The organism is Arthrobacter sp. E3, assembly GCF_017353415.1.
Lineage (GTDB): Bacteria > Actinomycetota > Actinomycetes > Actinomycetales > Micrococcaceae > Specibacter.
Window position 1 is genome coordinate 1 of record NZ_JAFMPX010000058.1, and the last position, 17,071, is coordinate 17,071.

The 17,071-nt window shown below is 62.8% G+C and carries 16 protein-coding genes; 7 read left to right on the forward strand and 9 right to left on the reverse strand.

Going from position 1 to position 17,071, the window contains the following annotated elements; genetic code table 11:
- Nucleotides 1-207 precede the first annotated feature (207 nt).
- Nucleotides 208-735, forward strand: coding sequence for a DUF427 domain-containing protein (locus JMA46_RS16100; RefSeq protein ID WP_207346362.1), 528 nt, complete (start codon nucleotides 208-210; stop codon nucleotides 733-735).
- Nucleotides 736-764: 29 nt separating this feature from the next.
- Here the strand turns inward: JMA46_RS16100 and JMA46_RS16105 are convergent, their stop codons facing one another.
- Nucleotides 765-1,583: an alpha/beta fold hydrolase gene (locus JMA46_RS16105; protein WP_207346363.1), complete on the reverse strand. Its 819-nt coding sequence runs from the start codon at nucleotides 1,581-1,583 to the stop codon at nucleotides 765-767.
- A gap of 77 nt (nucleotides 1,584-1,660) precedes the next feature.
- Nucleotides 1,661-3,058 (reverse strand): amino acid permease, encoded by a 1,398-nt coding sequence (locus JMA46_RS16110; protein WP_207346364.1) that lies wholly within the window; start codon nucleotides 3,056-3,058, stop codon nucleotides 1,661-1,663.
- Between the two features lie 216 nt (nucleotides 3,059-3,274).
- On the opposite strand from JMA46_RS16110, the gene JMA46_RS16115 reads away from it, so the two are divergent.
- From JMA46_RS16115 to JMA46_RS17360, 5 genes are all read left to right on the forward strand, one after another.
- Nucleotides 3,275-4,003 (forward strand): NUDIX domain-containing protein, encoded by a 729-nt coding sequence (locus JMA46_RS16115; RefSeq protein ID WP_207346365.1) that lies wholly within the window; start codon nucleotides 3,275-3,277, stop codon nucleotides 4,001-4,003.
- A 101-nt stretch (nucleotides 4,004-4,104) separates the two neighbouring features.
- A complete protein-coding gene (gene nadA / locus JMA46_RS16120; RefSeq protein ID WP_207346366.1) occupies nucleotides 4,105-5,463 on the forward strand; it encodes a quinolinate synthase NadA in 1,359 nt (452 codons plus the stop codon).
- Nucleotides 5,460-7,271, forward strand: coding sequence for an L-aspartate oxidase (gene nadB, locus JMA46_RS16125; RefSeq protein WP_207346367.1), 1,812 nt, complete (start codon nucleotides 5,460-5,462; stop codon nucleotides 7,269-7,271). Before nadA ends, nadB begins: the two co-directional genes overlap by 4 nt.
- Nucleotides 7,268-8,179 carry a carboxylating nicotinate-nucleotide diphosphorylase gene (gene nadC, locus JMA46_RS16130; RefSeq protein ID WP_207346368.1) on the forward strand — a complete coding sequence of 304 codons (912 nt, stop codon included), beginning with the start codon at nucleotides 7,268-7,270 and terminating at the stop codon, nucleotides 8,177-8,179. The genes nadB and nadC overlap by 4 nt, the downstream gene beginning before the upstream one ends.
- A gap of 2 nt (nucleotides 8,180-8,181) precedes the next feature.
- A complete protein-coding gene (locus tag JMA46_RS17360; protein ID WP_247647379.1) occupies nucleotides 8,182-9,468 on the forward strand; it encodes a cysteine desulfurase family protein in 1,287 nt (428 codons plus the stop codon).
- Nucleotides 9,469-9,513: 45 nt separating this feature from the next.
- Here the strand turns inward: JMA46_RS17360 and JMA46_RS16145 are convergent, their stop codons facing one another.
- From JMA46_RS16145 to JMA46_RS16175, 7 genes are all read right to left on the reverse strand, one after another.
- Nucleotides 9,514-10,353 (reverse strand): polyphosphate polymerase domain-containing protein, encoded by an 840-nt coding sequence (locus JMA46_RS16145; RefSeq protein ID WP_207346369.1) that lies wholly within the window; start codon nucleotides 10,351-10,353, stop codon nucleotides 9,514-9,516.
- The gene (locus tag JMA46_RS16150) at nucleotides 10,350-11,096 is read right to left on the reverse strand and encodes a DUF4956 domain-containing protein (protein ID WP_207346370.1); all 747 of its coding nucleotides are present in this window, start codon (nucleotides 11,094-11,096) and stop codon (nucleotides 10,350-10,352) included. The genes JMA46_RS16145 and JMA46_RS16150 overlap by 4 nt, the downstream gene beginning before the upstream one ends.
- Before the next feature lie 96 nt (nucleotides 11,097-11,192).
- Nucleotides 11,193-11,855 (reverse strand): response regulator transcription factor, encoded by a 663-nt coding sequence (locus tag JMA46_RS16155; protein WP_207346371.1) that lies wholly within the window; start codon nucleotides 11,853-11,855, stop codon nucleotides 11,193-11,195.
- A 28-nt stretch (nucleotides 11,856-11,883) separates the two neighbouring features.
- Nucleotides 11,884-13,314 (reverse strand): HAMP domain-containing sensor histidine kinase, encoded by a 1,431-nt coding sequence (locus tag JMA46_RS16160; protein WP_207346372.1) that lies wholly within the window; start codon nucleotides 13,312-13,314, stop codon nucleotides 11,884-11,886.
- Nucleotides 13,301-13,687, reverse strand: a complete 387-nt coding sequence (locus tag JMA46_RS16165; RefSeq protein ID WP_207346373.1) for a hypothetical protein — start codon at nucleotides 13,685-13,687, stop codon at nucleotides 13,301-13,303. Before JMA46_RS16165 ends, JMA46_RS16160 begins: the two co-directional genes overlap by 14 nt.
- An 82-nt stretch (nucleotides 13,688-13,769) precedes the next feature.
- A complete protein-coding gene (locus tag JMA46_RS16170; protein WP_207346374.1) occupies nucleotides 13,770-14,294 on the reverse strand; it encodes a GtrA family protein in 525 nt (174 codons plus the stop codon).
- Nucleotides 14,295-14,457: 163 nt separating this feature from the next.
- Nucleotides 14,458-15,291 carry a fumarylacetoacetate hydrolase family protein gene (locus tag JMA46_RS16175; protein ID WP_207346375.1) on the reverse strand — a complete coding sequence of 278 codons (834 nt, stop codon included), beginning with the start codon at nucleotides 15,289-15,291 and terminating at the stop codon, nucleotides 14,458-14,460.
- An 82-nt stretch (nucleotides 15,292-15,373) separates the two neighbouring features.
- Here JMA46_RS16175 and JMA46_RS16180 point away from each other — a divergent pair, with 82 nt between their 5' ends.
- Nucleotides 15,374-16,873, forward strand: coding sequence for a M20/M25/M40 family metallo-hydrolase (locus JMA46_RS16180; protein ID WP_207346376.1), 1,500 nt, complete (start codon nucleotides 15,374-15,376; stop codon nucleotides 16,871-16,873).
- Nucleotides 16,874-17,071: the final 198 nt, after the last annotated feature.

Consider the following 17,071-nt stretch of genomic DNA (forward strand, 5'->3'; position numbering starts at 1 on the left):
GAGCCTGACGGGGCGGGTGCGTGTCCTAGCCTTCACGGAGCCTCTTTCCGGGCGGGGAGCCGGGGAAGATCCGCCCACATCCTTCATACACTATCTCAGCAGAATATTAGAACCGACGCTCTACTAGCCTGGCACGGGTCTGACGGCGGCAACTCAGTCTCCCGGAGTTCACAGCAGCATCCCAGCGGTGGATGGCAGGATACGGGCATGACTGATAAACAGAGTTCTTCCGGCTTCTTCCGGCGCCCCAAGCCCATCAAGCCCGATGCTGGCCAGGAATCCGTGTGGGACTACCCGCGGCCGCCCCGGGCAGAGTCGCGGTCCGAACGCGTGGTGGTACGGCTCGGAGGGCAGGTGATTGTCGACACCACCGATGCCGTGCGCGTCCTGGAGACGAGTCATCCGCCGGTGTACTACATGCCGTTGGACGCATTCCCAGCAGGTGTGCTCGACCCGGTTCATGGCACCAGCTTCTGTGAGTTCAAAGGGGAAGCGCACTACTTCAATGTTCTTGCCGGGGGAGTGCGCGTTCCGCGGGGAGGGTGGACATACCCGGAACCTTCGCGGGGTTTCGAGGCGCTCAGTACACGCGTGGCCCTCTACCCGGGGTACATGGATTCCTGCGAGGTCAACGGCGAACAGGTGACTTTCCAAGCCGGTGACTTCTACGGTGGTTGGATCACCAAGAACGTTGTGGGACCGTTCAAGGGCGGCCCGGGCACCGCGGGGTGGTGAGTACGCCGCACATGATCATGACGACTTGATCAGGCCAGGAAGCTGATCGCCGCTTCCTTGAACTCGCGCGACGTCACCGTGTTGTTGTGCGTGCGGCCCGCAATGACCAGCTGGAGGGAATCCGGGCTCAAGGCAGCCAGCCTGCTCATGCTGCGGGCCCGCTCGTCCAGTTCTCCCGCCACCAGTAGGATGGGCATGTCCGGCACAGCGTCAGTGGGATCGAATGGTTCCATTTTCACGGCCTGGACAAGTGCCAGCAGGGCAAACGTGTCGTTGGAGGGCACCACCTGTGCCATGTTCAAAAGCCATGCGGTGGATTTATCGGCGATGGGGGTGCCGTCGTTGAGGAAGTCCTGGGCAGCACGAAGGTCAAAATCGGCCAGTGGATCCTCCGGGTTGGGACCGCCCAACACCATTCTGCGCACCATTTCCGGCTGGGTGGCGCCAAACTCCCACGCGAGCCGTGACCCGAGTGAATAACCAATGAGGTCGACGCCACTGGTGGGGTCGCCGGCCGTGAGCGGGCGGACGCCCTCATCGAAAAGGATCTGCAACAGATCGGCGCGGATTTTACCGGGCGTATACGAGTCAAGATCATACGGGGACAGACTGCGGCCATGCCCCGGCAGGTCAACACTGATGACACGGCGTCCGGCCTGGTTCAGTGCCTTCACCCAGCCGGTCTTCACCCAGTTCAGCTCCACTGATGAGGCGAATCCATGAATGAGAAAAACCGGCGGCAGCGCGGAGGGGGTCTCGCTCTCAAAAGCCATCACGTGAAGCCCAGGAACCCCGCCCTCGATGCGGTGGGGAGTCGCTTCTGCCGTGTGCTTGCCAGGGGAAACCATTGCCGAACCTTTCCCGCGGTGGACAGTGCCGCCGTCGTACATCAACAATAGCGAAAACTGTCCCGCAGCGGGCACGCTTAGCTGCGTTCCGCGGCCAACCTTTGCCGGCGCTTGTGCGAGACCTTGCTGAGTAAGGCAATGACGGCAACGAGGCTGAACGTGCTCAAAAGCTGCCCACGCCCCGCGGGGTCGCTGAAGCCCACGGCAAAGATGGCCAGTAAAAGCACCAGGCCAGCCAGTGTCAGCCAAGGGAAGCCGCGCATGCGCAAGGGAAGGGCGGTGCCGTCCCTGTCGGCGCGGCGGCGCAGGATGAACTGTGAAAGCAGGGCCGAGCCCCAAATGATCAGGCAGGTTGAGCCCACCAGGTTCAGCAGAACCTTCAGGACGGTGTCGGGGTAAAGCAGTTCCCAGACGACGGTCACAAAGCCGAAAGCCACTGACACGGCGACGGCGGCAACAGGGACGAACCGGGCGTTGGTGCTGGAGAAGATCCGCGGTGCCTGCGCACGCTCCGCCAGTGAATAAATCATGCGGGAGGCGCCGTAGAGGTTCGCGTTCAGCGCCGAGAGCAGGGCGGCCACGGCAACCAGGGTGATCACGGTGCCGGCCCAGGGCAGCCCGGCAACGTTCAGCACTCCGGCAAAGGGCGAGAGCAGTGCCTCTGACGTCCACGGCAGCACCACGGCAATGATGAAGATGGAGCCTACGTAAAACACCAAGATCCGCCAGACAACGGTGCGGACCGCCACGGCCACGCTGCGTTCCGGGTTGAGTGTTTCGGCAGCCGCGACGGCGACAATTTCGGTGCCACCAAAGGCGAAGGCCACAACAAAGAGCGCGCTGGCGATGCCCGCCATGCCCGTTGGGGCGAATCCACCGTGGGAGAAGAGGTTGTCAAGGCCAGGGGATGCTGCTCCGGGGATAATTCCCAGCAACAAGGCAATGCCGAATGCGAGGAACAGCACAATGGCAGTGACCTTCAGCAGCGCAAACCAGAATTCAAACTCGCCATAGTTCTTCACCGAGGTCAGGTTCACGATGGTAAAGACAACCATGAAGATCAGCGTCAGTGCCCATGCTGGAAGCACAGGCCAAATGGTGACGAGCAAGTGTGCGGCGCCGAGTGCTTCCGCGGCGATCACCACCACGAGCTGCAACCACCACAACCAGCCCACCGTGGCACCGGCAACCGTGCCCATGGCCTTTTCCGCATACACGGAGAACGCGCCTGAATTGGGATTGGCGGCCGCCATTTCACCCAACGCCCACATGACCAAAATGATCAGTGTGCCAGCTACCAGATAGGAGATCAGGACGGCAGGACCGGCCATCATGATGCCCTCGCCTGAACCGAGGAAGAGTCCTGCACCAATGGCACTGCCCAGGCCCATCATGGTCAGCTGGCGCTGCTTGAGCGAGTTTCCCAGTCCGCTGGTGGTGGGCGCGGCTGTGGCAGCGGCGGTTTGTTGCTTCATGAAAGGGATGGCCTTCTTTAGTGGTGGCGGCCGCTTGTGCCGCAGAGGTGGGAGGTCTGTTCCCTGTGAAGAATTATCCCCCATGTGCCACTGTGACCAAAGCTGGCCACACAGTTCGGACACCTTGCTGGGAAATTGGATTTGTATAGTGGCCAGGTAGGCCGTAAAATCAGTTGTAGTCAAAATGACTCTAACTAAGAGGGTGGGTGCGCGGCCATGGTGGGGACGCAATTCGTCAGCGCAGCAAACATCAGCGAGCGCCTTGTCCAGCCCCCGGCGCTGGCCATCTCCACCGTGATCTTCGCCCTGCGGCCCAGCGAAGACAGTGACCGTCTTTCCCTGTGGTTGCCCCTAGTACGGCGCATCCGCGAACCGTTCAAAGACCAGTGGGCACTGCCCGGCGGGCCCCTCACTCAGGCGGATTCCCTCCTTGATGCAGCCGCCCGGAACCTGCAGGACACCACGGGGTTGGCGCCGAGCTACCTGGAGCAGCTGTACGCCTTTGGCGGGTTGCACCGTTCTCCCAGCCAGCGGGTCGTTTCGATTGTGTATTGGGCCCTGATTGCCTCCACCGAAGCGGAGCAGGCGCAGGAGTCGGAGAATGTGAAGTGGTTTCGTGCGGACGGTCTGCAATCACTGGCCTTTGACCATAACAAGATTGTTGATTACGCATTGTGGCGGCTCCGGAACAAGATGGCCTATGGATCCATCGCCTACCATTTCCTTGGTGAAAAGTTCACGCTGGCTCAGGTGCGTGAGGTGTATGAGGCCGTGTTGAACCGCAGCGTGGATCCTGCCAACTTCCGCCGCCAGCTCAAGCAAACTCACCATATTGAACCCACCGATGAATTCCTTCAGGGCGGCAAGCACCGCCCGCCCCGCCTCTACCGCTACGCCGGAGACCCCCACGCGGACCACTCCGGAGATCCTCCCTCCAGCCTCTAACCGTGCCCGGATCCCGCCAACTTCAGTCAGCGCCCCACATATTCTCCGCAACTTATCGTCACCGCCCCACACATCCACTGCCTCACACCTTGGAGCAAGCCATGTCTTCCGTGAACAACACCATCCAGCTGATCACCCGTGAGCAGGCCCTGCCCGTGGGCGTGCCCGGACGCGCCCAGGAAAGCTGCGACGACGACCTGGCCCAGGGCCCCTGGGAATTCGATTTGGCCGAGGCGCTTGCCGGGACCCCCGGCTATGGCCCCGGGGCGTCCAATGAGGACATCGCCCCGGCCGCCACACCGCAGCAAGGGCAGCTGCCGCAGGAGTACAAGGACGCGTCCGACGCCGAGCTTGAGTCCCGCATTCTCGCCGCGAAGGTGGAACTGGGGGAACGCGTCGTCGTGCTGGGGCACTTCTACCAGCGCGATGAGGTGGTGCAATTTGCCGACTTTGTGGGGGACTCCTTCCAGCTGGCCAACGCCGCGAAGACCCGCAAGGAGGCCGAAGCGATTGTTTTTTGCGGCGTGCACTTCATGGCCGAGACTGCCGACATGCTCTCCGGAAGCCACCAATCGGTGATTCTTCCCAACCTGGCCGCAGGCTGTTCCATGGCCGACATGGCCGATTTGCCGTCGGTGGAGGCGTGCTGGGCGGAGTTGGAGGCCCTGTACGGCACCGAGCCCGACGCCGACGGCCGGGTGCCTGTCATCCCCGTCACGTACATGAACTCCTCGGCGGCGCTGAAAGCGTTTTGCGGCGAGCACGGCGGGATCGTGTGCACGTCCTCCAATGCCTCGACGGTGCTCGAATGGGCTTATGAGCGCGGGCAGCGTGTCCTGTTCTTCCCCGACCAGCACCTGGGCCGCAACACGGCCAAGGCGATGGGGATTGCGCTGGAGCACATGCCGCTGTGGAATCCGCGGATGCCGTTGGGCGGGAACAGCGAGCCGGTCATGCAGGCTGCCAAAGTGGTGCTGTGGCAGGGATTCTGCTCGGTCCACAAGCGTTTCACGGTGGCCCAGATCGAGCAGGCACGCGTGGATTTCCCGGGCGTGCGCGTGGTGGTCCACCCGGAGTGCCCCATGGAAGTGGTGGACGCCGCGGACGAGGCCGGCTCCACCGACTACATTCTCAAGGCAATCCAGGGCGCCCCGGACGGCACCACATTCGCCATCGGCACCGAGATCAACATGGTGAACCGTTTGGCCGCGCAGTACCCGCAGCACACCATCTTCTGCCTGGACCCGGTGATCTGCCCCTGTTCTACCATGTACAGGATCCACCCCGGCTACCTGGCCTGGGTGCTGGAAGGCTTGGTCGCGGGTGTGGTGCACAACCAGATCACGGTCCCGGAAGCAACCGCCGTCAACGCACGCATTGCCCTGGAACGGATGCTCGCGGCCCTGCCAAAGATCACTGAGCCCAAGACGACTGAGCCTAAGACAGCCGCAAGCGCATGAGCAATTCACACCTGATCGTTGTGGGCAGCGGCATCGCAGGGCTCTACGGCGCGCTGCTGGCTGCAGAGTCCGGGATGCGCGTGAGCGTTGTCAGCAAGGGCGCGCTGGAGCAGAGCAACACCCACTTCGCCCAGGGCGGCATCTGTGCGGTGCTGGGGCCGGGGGAGGCAGCGCCCGGGGATTCGGTAGCGGCCCACATCGTCGACACACTCACGGCAGGGGCAGGTCAGTGCAACAAGGAAGCGGTGCGTATTCTGTGCACGGAGGCTGCGGGCGACATCACCGCTCTTGAACGCTTTGGTGTGGTCTTTGACCGGGACAGCGACACGGGGCACCGTTCACTGGGGCTGGAGGGTGCCCACTCTGCGGCTCGCATTCTGCACGCAGGTGGCGATGCAACTGGTGCGGCCATCGCCGACGCGCTGATCAGCGCCGTGCACGACGCCGTTGATCTGGGCACCATCTCCATCTTCGAGCACGCATTCGTGCAGGACTTCATGCTCTCCGATGGCCGTGTCACCGGTGTCAGCCTGCTGGCACCGGACGGAGAGGTCCAGAAGTTGCACGGTGATGCGGTCCTGCTGGCCACAGGGGGAGCTGGCCAGCTCTTCGAATTCACCACCAATCCCTCCGTGGCCACAGCCGACGGCCTGGCAGCGGCTTGGCGTGCCGGAGCCGACGCAACCGACCTTGAATATTTCCAATTTCATCCCACCGCACTGGCTGTGGGAGGAAACTTCCTGATTTCCGAAGCGGTCCGGGGAGCCGGTGCAGTGTTGCGCGACAGGCACGGTGAACGCTTCATGCCCCGGTACCACCACGAGGGCGACCTTGCCCCCCGCGACGTGGTTTCCCGCAGTATTGCAGCCCACCTGCTCAGCATTGGCGCAGACTCCGGGGAAACGGTCTTCCTGGATGCAACGGGCGTGGAGGCAGCCAACGGAGCAGGCTACCTGGCGCGGCGGTTCCCCACCATCGATTCCACCACCCGAACGCTCGGTTTTGACTGGACCCGCGACTGGCTGCCCGTCACACCCGCGGCCCACTACTGGATGGGCGGGGTAACGACGGATCTGCAGGCCCGGACCTCCCTGCCAGGTTTGTACGCCGCCGGAGAGGTGGCATGCACGGGCGTCCACGGTGCCAACCGGCTGGCTTCCAACTCGCTGCTTGAGGGGCTGGTCTTCGGCCGGCGCGCCGTGCAGGCCTTCCTCACCTCCACCACCGAGGCACCCGACCGTTCCGACACTCCGGTGGCTGTCCCTCCGGTGGCTGTCCCTCCGGTGGCTGTCCCTGCGCTGGCTGTCCGTCGGGAGGATATCCATTCCGTGGCTCAAGAATTGCAGTTGACGCCCTCTGGCGCAGCCGAACAAGCTCCCCCTTCCCGTGAGGCACTGCAACGGCTGATGAGTTCACATGCCGGAGTGGTCCGTGACGCAGACGGTCTCCGTCGCGCAGCAAGCCAAATCGCCACATGGCGCTCGCAGCCCAAGGCAGCAACAGCCACGGGCGTGCCAACCTTGGACGTGCAAGCCGCGGATGTGGCAACACCCGCCGACGCACGGTCCGCCGCCGAGCTCGAGAACCTCCTCTTGGCCGCTGAGCTGCTGGTGCACGCCGCCTTGGACAGGGAAAACTCCATTGGCGCCCATCATCGCAGCGACTTCCCGGAACCGCCGGCAGCCGGGAGGCCCGCGGACACCAGCTCCACCGCAGGCACTTCCACCACCGGCTCCACCACCGGCACAGCTTTGAATCCTTCCCGCCTTTGCACCAGCCTTCCCGTCCTTGAAAGCGAAACCGTATGAACGCCGTCGAACTTGTCCCTTCAGTCCACAGCGCCACGGTGCAGCTGCCAACCCTTCCGGGCGCGATTGTGGAGAACATCCTGCGCATGGCGTTTGTGGAGGACGCACCGTACGGCGACATCACCTCGGCCACGCTGCTGCCAGCCACGGCAAGGGCCACGGCTTGGCTCGTGGCCCGCGAACCCGGCATCTTCTCCGGCGGGGACGTGTTTACGGCAGCCATGACCATGCAGGATCCGGATGCCGAAGTGGAGCAGTTGGTCGCCGACGGGCAGCAGTTCGCAACCGGGGAGCGGCTCATGCGTGTGGCGGGTCTGGCCCGCGGAGTGCTGACGGCCGAACGCATCGCCTTGAACCTGACCCAGCGCATGAGTGCCATCGCCACCCAGACGGCCGAGTACGCCAAGCTCATTGAGGGTACCAAGGCCCGTGTCACCGACACACGCAAGACCACCCCCGGGCTGCGCGCACTGGAACGCTACGCCGTGCGCTGCGGGGGAGGGCACAACCACCGTTTCTCGCTCTCCGACGCGGTGCTGGCCAAGGACAACCACCTGGCCGTGCTCACCGGGGGCGATGCTTCCAAGCTCACGGAGGCGCTCGCAGGTGTGCGGGCACAACTGCCGCACACCGTCCACTTCGAGGTGGAGGTGGACGCGATCGAACAGATCGAACCCGTGCTGGCCGCCGGCGTGGACACCATCATGCTCGACAACTTCAGCAACGCCGAGCTCGTGGAAGGCGTGGCGCTTGTCAACGGCCGCGCCCTGGTGGAAGCCAGCGGAAACGTGAACCTGTCCACCATTGCCGGCATTGCGCGCACCGGGGTGGACATCATCTCCGTCGGCGCACTGACCCACAGCGTGCGGGCCTTGGATCTGGGCCTGGACATCGCCATCGAGGCCTGAGCATGATCTTCCTTGATGCCGCCGCCACCACGCCCGTGCGCCGTGAGGTGATTGAGGCGATGTTCCCGTTCCTGACCAATCAATTCGGGAACCCCTCCAGCCACCACAGCTTGGGGGAGCAAGCCGCTGCAGCACTGTCCAGCGCCCGTGAGAAGGCTGCAGCTGTGCTGGGCTGCCATGCCGAGGAACTGACCTTCACCTCCGGCGGCACCGAGGCGGACAACCTGGCGCTGAAGGGGATCGCCCTGGCCCGGCGTGCAGCCGATCCCCGCTGCAACCGCGTGGTGATCAGCGCCACTGAACATCCGGCCATCGCCGATTCTGCCGACTACCTGCGCCGCATCCACGGATTTGTCCTCGATGTAGTGCCGGTGGACGCCCAAGGGCTCGTCGATCCACAGGCCTTCGCCGCCGTCCTCGCCGGGCATCCCGAGTGTTCAGGGCATCCAGCGCATCCCGGGCACGACGCCGGGCACCCCCTAAGTAGGGCCGCTGGGGACGGGCGCGGAGCAAGTGGCGATGGGAGCGAGGCAGGTTCCCCTGAGGTGCGGGGATCCGATGTTGCCGTGGCGGCCATCATGTACGCCAACAACGAGGTGGGCACGGTCCAAGACATTCCGGCGTTGGCCGCCGTGGCCTCCGACATGGGAGTTCCGTTCCACACCGACGCCGTACAGGCTGCCGGTTGGCTGAGTCTGGATGTGCGCGAACTGGGCGTGGATTCGCTGGCCGTATCGGGGCACAAGCTGGGAGCGCCCAAGGGTGTGGGATTGCTATACTTGCGCGGCGGTGTGCCGTGCGAGCCCCTCGTGCATGGCGGTGGTCAGGAACGCGGAACCCGCTCCGGCACCGAAAACGTGGCGTTCGCCGTCGCACTGGCCACGGCATTGAACCTGTCAGCGGCGGGCAGGGCTGCCGGATCCATCAGAACTGCCGAAGTGCGTGACCGCTTCATTGGCCAGGTCCTGGAAAGGGTCCCGGGCGCTGTGCTGACAGGCCACCCAGTGCGGCGTCTACCGGGGAGTGCTTCATTTTGCCTGCCCGGCACCAGCGGGGAATCAGTGCTCCTGGAACTGGAACGGCGAAGCATCATCTGTTCCTCCGGCTCAGCCTGTGCGGCTGGCTCGGACGAACCTTCGGAAGTGCTCACGGCCATGGGGATTGAACGTTCCGTGGCACAAACGGCGTTGCGCTTTAGTTTCGGCGCCGATACAGGCGCCACTGCCTTGGATACCGCTGCCGACGAACTGGTGGCGGCCGTGGAAAGGGTCAAGGCACTAGGACGCTGACCCTTCCCGGGCGTTGTGGTTTGTAGCTTTCAGCTACTCAGGCGCTCAGGCTGTCAGAGTCTGAGCTGTGCGCTGGCCGGGGACGGCAACACGCTGCCAGGAGAAGTTTTCCCGCAGCAGCCTGCTCCAACGGTTGGCCGGCAGCTTCGGGTGCAACATGGCGATGCCCACGCAGTACTTGCTCATGCTCACGTCCCGAATGCCCATCTCCGCCAAGACCCTGTCCGCGACGCCGCGGCCGTCGGCGGACTTTGTCTCCACCACCACCATGTCGGGACCGGCCATTTCCTGGCTGCGGTCACGGCACAACAGCTGCACATCGAGGGTGAGGCGCTCCTGACTGATGGGGTTGACCAGGGTGCCACGGTGGTAGTCAATAGCCATGACAGGTTCCAGCGCAGGCATGGGAAGGCCATACTGGGTGTCCAAAAGCTCGCTCAGGAAATTGCGCGCATCAGCGTTCATGCGGTTCCGGTCCTCCAAGGGGTAGCGGATGCGGTGTTTGTCCGTCTCCCCGCGCAGCCCCTTCAACTTCGTTTCAAACATGCACAGCCCCGAGTCGAGGTAGGTGCGGCTGCGGACCTTGTAGCGACGCCGCCGTCCCTGCCGGTGTGCCCGGAACTGGTCGAAGTCGGGTGTGTCAAAGTACGTGGAGCTGTAGCCGAAAACCCGCCTGCCATCAATGTCCATAACTCGAAAGTCATCATCCAGCCGGTCGATCAGGGCGGCCAGCTCTTCCGCGGTCAGGAGGAACTTCTTGTCAACGCGGCGCTGCAGCGCGGCCTCCTCATTGACTTCTGCCAAGCTGATCGGCCCCCGGCGCTCCAGACTGCTCTCCAGCACATCGGCGCAGCTCACGCGAGCGTTGTGGTGTTGCTGTCTCATGAACGTGTTCCGCTGTAGTCATAAGTGGATTCAGCGCTCAACGGTGCCTGGGTGGGTGCGTTGACCGGCGCCGTCGGGTAGGCCGAAGATGATGGGTAGGCAGAGGAGGCGCCGGGGTGCGGCGCGGCGATGAGCGAGTTGATCTCGTCTTGTTGCTGGCGGGAAAAAATGTCCCGGAACTGCTTGGGCACCTTGGCTGAAGCGCTCTTGTAACGAACGTCAGCGATGGTCAGGTCACGGACCATGTCCAGGGCCACAACTTCAATGCGCATGACTTTGGCATCGAGCAGTGTTTCCAGGGCCTGCTTCAATTCTGCTTCGTTGGCGTAGCCGCGGTCCAAGGTGATGGTCTGACGGCGGGTACTGGGAGAGATCCTCGGGTGGTCGGCAACGTACAAAGTGGCGACCAGGACTACGGACAGGACAGGAGCCAGCCAGGCGGGGTCCGGGTGCAGGCCGTTGAGGAGCCCCAGTACCAGAGCGGCAAAGTAGTAGCCGATTTCACCTTGGGTGAGGGTGTCCGAGCGAAGCCGGATGATGGAAAGTACGCCGAACAGTCCCAAGCCCAAGCCCACGCCAACGGCGCTGCCGGTAAGCAGTATTGTCACCATCATGATGCCCACGTTCAAGCACACATAGGCCAGCGCCAAGTCGCGGCGGTGGTAGCGGGGGAAGTACACGGCATAGACGAGCGAGATGATGCAGATCAAGTTTGCGGCCATTGCCACCCAGAGGGCTAACATGGTTCTCCTTATGTTCGAGTGAAGTTTGCTTGCTTTCACTCTTTCGCACTCATATGAGACGAAAAGGAGATGCACATGAGAGCACTCTCATGTGGCTTAGTTGGTGCGCATCCGGTATCCCATGCCGCGGACCGTCTCGATGCGTTCGGCACCCAACTTTTTCCGCAGGTAGCGGATGTACACATCTACCACGTTGGAGCCGGGGTCAAAGTCAAAGCCCCAGACCTGGGAGAGGAGCTGTTCCCGGGACAGCACTTGGTCCCGATGGCGGCACAGGGTCTCGGCAAGCGCGAACTCGCGGGCGCTGAGGTCCTTGGGCACGCCGTCGACCAAGGCCCTGCGTGTGCGCAGGTCAAGGCTGAGGCCGCCTGCCTTAAGGATGCTCTGGTCCTCCAGGACATGACTGCGCAGACGCAACCGCACCCTGGCGAGCAGTTCTTCAAAGGCGAAGGGCTTCGGCAAGTAGTCGTCGGCACCACCAACCAGCCCGGCGACCTTGTCATTGACGGAGCTGCGAGCTGAGAGGATGATCACGGGGATATCCACGCGTTCCTCGCGCAAGCGGTGAAGAACCGTCAGTCCGTCCACGTCAGGCAGTCCGATGTCGAGGATGAGCAGGTCGTGGGATCTGGACGAGGCTTCTTCATAGGCGGACTGGCCGTCGCCGACCACCTTCGTGACAAAGCCCTTGCTGTTGAGGCCCTTTTGCACAAAGGTGGCGATGCGTTCCTCGTCTTCGACAATCAGGATGCGATTCATGGTGGGTCTTCCTGCCGAGTGGTTGTCATCATGGCTGGCCGGACTCATCCAAGCCTTCCGGACGGAGCAGCGGCAGGGAAATTTCAAAGGTGCTGCCGGCACCCTTGATGCTTTGCACACGCACCTTGCCGCCGTGTGCGTCCACAATGGAGTTTACAATGGACAGCCCGAGTCCGGCGCCTGGGGAAGTGCGGCGCGCGGTGCCGCGGCGGAATCGTTCGAAGATGCCTTCCTGCTCCGCCTCGCTCATGCCGGAGCCGGTGTCCCGCACCCACAAGACCAACGAGTCCGCCAAAATGCGTGATCCCATCCCAATGGTTCCGTCCGGAGGAGTGTGCGCAGCCGCATTGGTGGCCAACTGCATGAGCGCCTGAGTCAGCCGCTGCCCGTCCGCCAGCACCGGACCTTCAGCGAGCTCGTCGAGTACCCAATGCTGCGGACCCAGCATGCGCGCCTTTGCCAAGGTATCGACGAGAAGGTCCATGACTTCCACCTCTTCGCGGACAATGAAGTCCGGCTGTTCGGCTTTCGCCAGCAGCAGCAGGTCGTTGACGATCCTGCTCATCCGGTCCAGTTCATCGGTGACAAGGGCTATGGTCTCGTTGCGCTCTTCGGGGGAATCTCCCATCATCTCCAACTGCCCACGCACCACGGTGATGGGTGTGCGCAGTTCGTGTCCGGCGTCGTCGACAAATTGTTGCTGGGTGGTGAAGGCAGTTTCCAATCGATCCAGCATCCGGTTGAAAGTGCTGGCCAAAGCTGCGACGTCGTCACGGCCCACCACCTCGATTCTGCGGCGTAGGTCAGTTTCGGTGATGGACTCTGCTGCTTCGCGCACCAGCCGAACAGGGGAAAGGACACGGCCGGCGATGAACCAGGCGGCCAGTGCGGCACCCACCAGGGCCAACACGCTCGCGACGGCGAAGATACCCAGGGAACTGTACAGGGGTTGGGACAGGGCGCTGCGGAACTGGACGTAAACGAGCGTACCGGAATGCGAGTCCCCCACAACGCTGACGGGTATTGCCGCGTATGCGGCTTCGCCGGCAGCCGTTTGCAACGTTCCGTGGGTGGGGGCGGAATGGTGCGCAAGACGGGCCATGAATTCCGCATCCAAATCCAGGCGGACGGGAGGATCCGCCTGGGTGCGGCGGTGGGGTGCCCCATCCAAAAGTGAAAACTGGGTTTCCATCGGATACGTGGCTGTGTCCTGCATGTACCGGGTCAGGAGTTCATCCACGGTGTGCTGATAGCGGCCCGAAGGGGAGACGGAGAAGGCGCGGAAACTGTCAGCGGCGTGGGTCAGCCGGTCGGCCACCAGCGCGTCGGTCTTGGACGAAAGTACCTGCGCTGACCACATGAGAGAGGCACTGAAGGCGGCTGCCAGCAACACCACCATGGCCCCGATGATGCGACCCCGGGCGCTCAGCGCGCGGCGGCTTCCCTTAGCGTTGGTCATAGTACTGCTTGTATCCGTAGCGGTATCTGTTGTTGGAAGAGTCATAGTCATTGACGTCGTCGTCCGGGTCGTCGGGCTCGTCCGGCTCGTCCAAGTCGTCGACATCGTCGTCTGCGCAATCGTCGTCGGACCCGGCGACGACTACACACGGTGGGACCGGGACGGCACCTGGCTCGACAGTTTTGAGTGCTGTGGTCTTTGGCAAACGGGTACTGGATGGATTCAAAGCCGGGCCCGGCACCGGTAGCGGCGTGACAACTATGGAATCGCCAAGTTCCGGTTCGGAGCCGGACGCCAGCAGTGCCGTGGCGGTCAAGATACTGGCCAGCAGGAGGCCAATGAAGGAGAGAATGATGAAGCGCGGGACGTGCATTCCTCTACCATGCCCCATTAAAGCGCCGATCCACATGAAATGAAGATGACAGTTCTCTCATCATGACCGCTGCAGAGGCGGCTCAATGTACCGCAACGGGCGTGCTGGTACGACGCAGGCGCCGGAAGATCCAGTAGCGCAGCAGCAGGAAGCGCGTCACGGCCGAGGCCACATTGCCCAAAACGATGACCGAGAGCTCGAGTGCCATCGATGCGTCGGGCAACACCTGATGCAGGAGAAGGAGGCTGCCGCTGGTCATGGTCAAAGCCAGCAGCATGACCCAGAGTCCGCGCCGCTGGTCCCGCCACCAAAGATGACTGCTGCGAATGCCAAAGCTCATCCTGCGGTTCAAGTCGGTGTTGAGCACCGAACACAGAATGAGCGAGATGGCATTGGCCCATTGGGTCCCCGTCAAAGGGCGCAGGCTGGCGAAAATTAGCATTGAAATGACGGTGCAAATAACGGCGACGACGGCGAACCCGCGCAGTTGCGCAGCAAGCACGGGGTGGCGGCGCAACCACTGAACGGGCACGGCAAGGATTCCGTTGCCCGCTGCGCTGGGAGTGTGGGCCGCGGAAGTTGGTTCCGGGGATGCTGCGGTTGCCATAGGTAACCAACCCTGCCATCCAAAGTTCACAACACGCAAAACGCACCATGGGAGTTTCCTGTGGATTTCTGTCGAGGCGAAAGCGGGCATGCCAGCTTGCGCGCAGGGCTGCACCACGGTCAGCACTTAGGGCAGCACTGCTGTTTGAGCTTGCAGCGCGTAACTACGGGCCGGAAATCACAGGGTTGTGCAGTTCGCCAATGCCGCCAATGCGGCAGGTGACTTCATCTCCTGCGGCGATTCGACGGCACTCCGCCGGGAATCCGGTGAGAATGGCATCCCCTGGCTGCAGCGTCATGAAACTGCTCAAGTAGACCAGCACTTCATCCACGCCCCATCCGTTGTCGTCGCTTGTGGCGGGGGACAACTCAGTGCCGTTATGGACGATGCTGATGGGCACGCCGTCGTCCTTAAGGCCGACGACGATCCAGGGGCCGAGCGGGGTGAAGGTATCCGGACTTTTCGCGCTGATCCACAGTTCGTCGGATTTTTGCGCGTCGCGGTCGGAGACGTCGTTGCCAATGGTGAAGCCCAAGAGACAGTCCCGGGCGTTCTCCAGTGTGAGGTTTCGGGTGGGCTGGCCGATGATGGCAGTCAGCTCGGCTTCGGGATCGACGTAGCCCGTGTTGGGTCCGAGAACGATGGCGTCGCCGGGACCGATGACCGAACTGGCAGCCTTGTGGAACGCCTGCGGCGGGAGTGCGCGGCCGGGAGCGCCGGTGTTGTGTGCCATGCCGAAGACGTTGACGGGGGCGCAGGGTGCCAGGAAGCGGAACTGGTCCTCGGTGACAGTGGCACCCAGGGTCCAGGCCTCCCGGAAAGTGCTGTTTTGGTTGGCGGGCGATGCCGGGAAGGGCGTTTCGACGAGTTGCCAGATGCGGCCATCGGTGCTGTCGAAGTCAACGGCGTCGTTGCGTACAAAGAATTGCTCAGGCAACGGTGCCTGCGCGGCGTCAAGAGGGCGGACACGGGCGAGGCGGTACGGAGCATCAGTCATGAGGACATCCTACCTCCTGCGTCACGCTGAGACTTGTGTGAACGCCGGTGAGCTCACAGATGTGTGGCATAGAATCCCTGACATGCCTACACGACCAGCCAAGCCCATCAGTCGTGCGGTGGCGGCAGCGTTGACAGCGGGTGCCGCCGGTGCCGCGGCCTTCATGGGTGCGCGTGCGTACCGGGCGGGGGCAGGAGCTCGGGTAGGTGAAGGTGGTGATGACGGGGACGCGCAGTTTGCGGGGGCTGAGCATGCCCAGCCCGCTGCAGACCGGTTGAGCGAGCTCATTGGCTACCGCACAGTGTTTTCACAAGCTAGGGACAGGATCGAACTGGATCAGTTCACTGGCTTCATCGATGCGCTGCAGCGGATGTATCCGGCTGTACACAAGCAGCTGGATCGGCAGTTGGTCAACGGCCATGCGCTGCTGTTTAAATGGGCGGGCCGGGGGCCTGACCCCACGGCCATGCCGGTCGTGTTGATGGCGCACTACGACGTCGTACCTGTGGATTCTCGGGACGCTTGGGCCCACCCGCCGTTTTCTGGTCACCAAGAGGGCGGCTACGTGTGGGGGCGCGGTGCTTTGGACGACAAAGGCTCCCTTGTGGTCATCATGTCAGCCGTTGAATCGCTGCTTAACGAAGGTTTCGCCCCGAGCCATGACGTCTACCTTTCATTCGGCAACAACGAGGAAACGGCCGGGGACAGCGCGGCTGCAGCAGTGAAATTACTGACTAAAAATGGTGTCAGGCCTTGGCTGGTGCTCGATGAGGGGGGCGCGGTGGCCACCGAGGCGTTTCCAGGGCTGAAGGCCCCGGCCGCGGTCATCGGTGTGGCCGAGAAGGGTGTTTTGGATCTGGAACTGCTTGTACGGGCTGCTGGTGGACACGCCTCCACGCCGCCGCGGATGGGTGCCACCGCCCGGCTGGCTCAGGCCATAGTCGCGTTGGAAGAGAGTCCGTTTCCGGCCTCGATGCCAGCGGCCATCGTGGAGATGACTCGCCGGATTGGCGTGCGCAGTAGTTTTGGGCTGCGGCTCGTTACGGAGAACATGTGGGCGTTCAAAGGCCTGCTGACGCAGATTTTTGGCGTGCTCGGTGATGAAACGCGTGCGCTGACACGGACCACGGTTGCGGTGACCATGTTGGAGGGCAGTAAGGCCACGAACGTGCTTGCCTCTGCGGCGCGTGCCAATGCCAATATTCGCATTGCTGTGGGGGAGAGTGTTGAGTCGGCCGTGGAGCAGGTGCGCACGATTATTGATGACCCCATGGTTCAGCTGACCATCCAAGCAGGCCACGACCCATCACCCGCATCATCCTTTGGCAATGAGCAATTTGCGTTGCTGACCCGCTCCGTGGCTGCCTCGTATCCTGAGGCGGTGGTGACACCGTACGTCCAGACTGGCGTCACAGACTCACGGTACTTCACCGCTATTTGCCCGGCAGTGTATCGGTTCTCCCCGCTCTTGATGGATGCCTCCGATAGGGCCAGCCTGCATGCCGTCAATGAACGCGTCCGCATCAGCTCCCTCGGCTCGGGGGTTGTTTTCTACCGTGAATTGCTACTTGATCTAGGCTGATTTCCTTCCGCAGGTGAGGTGGCAGGTGAAGTGGCATCTTCAGTGCAACGGTGTGAAACGGGTACGTTTCGGCGTGTTGGTGTGTTGTTTCCTGCACAGGGTGGGGTTGGGTGTTTGGTTGTGCACATTCGGTGTTCGGTAGGGTTGGATGTCAGTGCCTTCTTATAGAATATGTTTATGGAAGCAACGGCGAGGGTG

What these genes read in the sequence shown, in the direction of transcription:
- JMA46_RS16145 (WP_207346369.1), bottom strand. Translation starts at nt 10,353, where the DNA reads ATGAGACAGCAACACCACAACGCTCGCGTGAGCTGCGCCGATGTGCTG.
- JMA46_RS16115 (WP_207346365.1), top strand. Translation starts at nt 3,275, where the DNA reads ATGGTGGGGACGCAATTCGTCAGCGCAGCAAACATCAGCGAGCGCCTT.
- JMA46_RS16180 (WP_207346376.1), top strand. Translation starts at nt 15,374, where the DNA reads ATGCCTACACGACCAGCCAAGCCCATCAGTCGTGCGGTGGCGGCAGCG.
- JMA46_RS16165 (WP_207346373.1), bottom strand. Translation starts at nt 13,687, where the DNA reads ATGCACGTCCCGCGCTTCATCATTCTCTCCTTCATTGGCCTCCTGCTG.
- JMA46_RS16160 (WP_207346372.1), bottom strand. Translation starts at nt 13,314, where the DNA reads ATGACCAACGCTAAGGGAAGCCGCCGCGCGCTGAGCGCCCGGGGTCGC.
- JMA46_RS16110 (WP_207346364.1), bottom strand. Translation starts at nt 3,058, where the DNA reads ATGAAGCAACAAACCGCCGCTGCCACAGCCGCGCCCACCACCAGCGGA.
- nadB (WP_207346367.1), top strand. Translation starts at nt 5,460, where the DNA reads ATGAGCAATTCACACCTGATCGTTGTGGGCAGCGGCATCGCAGGGCTC.
- JMA46_RS16100 (WP_207346362.1), top strand. Translation starts at nt 208, where the DNA reads ATGACTGATAAACAGAGTTCTTCCGGCTTCTTCCGGCGCCCCAAGCCC.
- nadA (WP_207346366.1), top strand. Translation starts at nt 4,105, where the DNA reads ATGTCTTCCGTGAACAACACCATCCAGCTGATCACCCGTGAGCAGGCC.
- JMA46_RS16175 (WP_207346375.1), bottom strand. Translation starts at nt 15,291, where the DNA reads ATGACTGATGCTCCGTACCGCCTCGCCCGTGTCCGCCCTCTTGACGCC.
- JMA46_RS16170 (WP_207346374.1), bottom strand. Translation starts at nt 14,294, where the DNA reads ATGGCAACCGCAGCATCCCCGGAACCAACTTCCGCGGCCCACACTCCC.
- JMA46_RS16150 (WP_207346370.1), bottom strand. Translation starts at nt 11,096, where the DNA reads ATGTTAGCCCTCTGGGTGGCAATGGCCGCAAACTTGATCTGCATCATC.
- JMA46_RS17360 (WP_247647379.1), top strand. Translation starts at nt 8,182, where the DNA reads ATGATCTTCCTTGATGCCGCCGCCACCACGCCCGTGCGCCGTGAGGTG.
- JMA46_RS16105 (WP_207346363.1), bottom strand. Translation starts at nt 1,583, where the DNA reads ATGGTTTCCCCTGGCAAGCACACGGCAGAAGCGACTCCCCACCGCATC.
- nadC (WP_207346368.1), top strand. Translation starts at nt 7,268, where the DNA reads ATGAACGCCGTCGAACTTGTCCCTTCAGTCCACAGCGCCACGGTGCAG.
- JMA46_RS16155 (WP_207346371.1), bottom strand. Translation starts at nt 11,855, where the DNA reads ATGAATCGCATCCTGATTGTCGAAGACGAGGAACGCATCGCCACCTTT.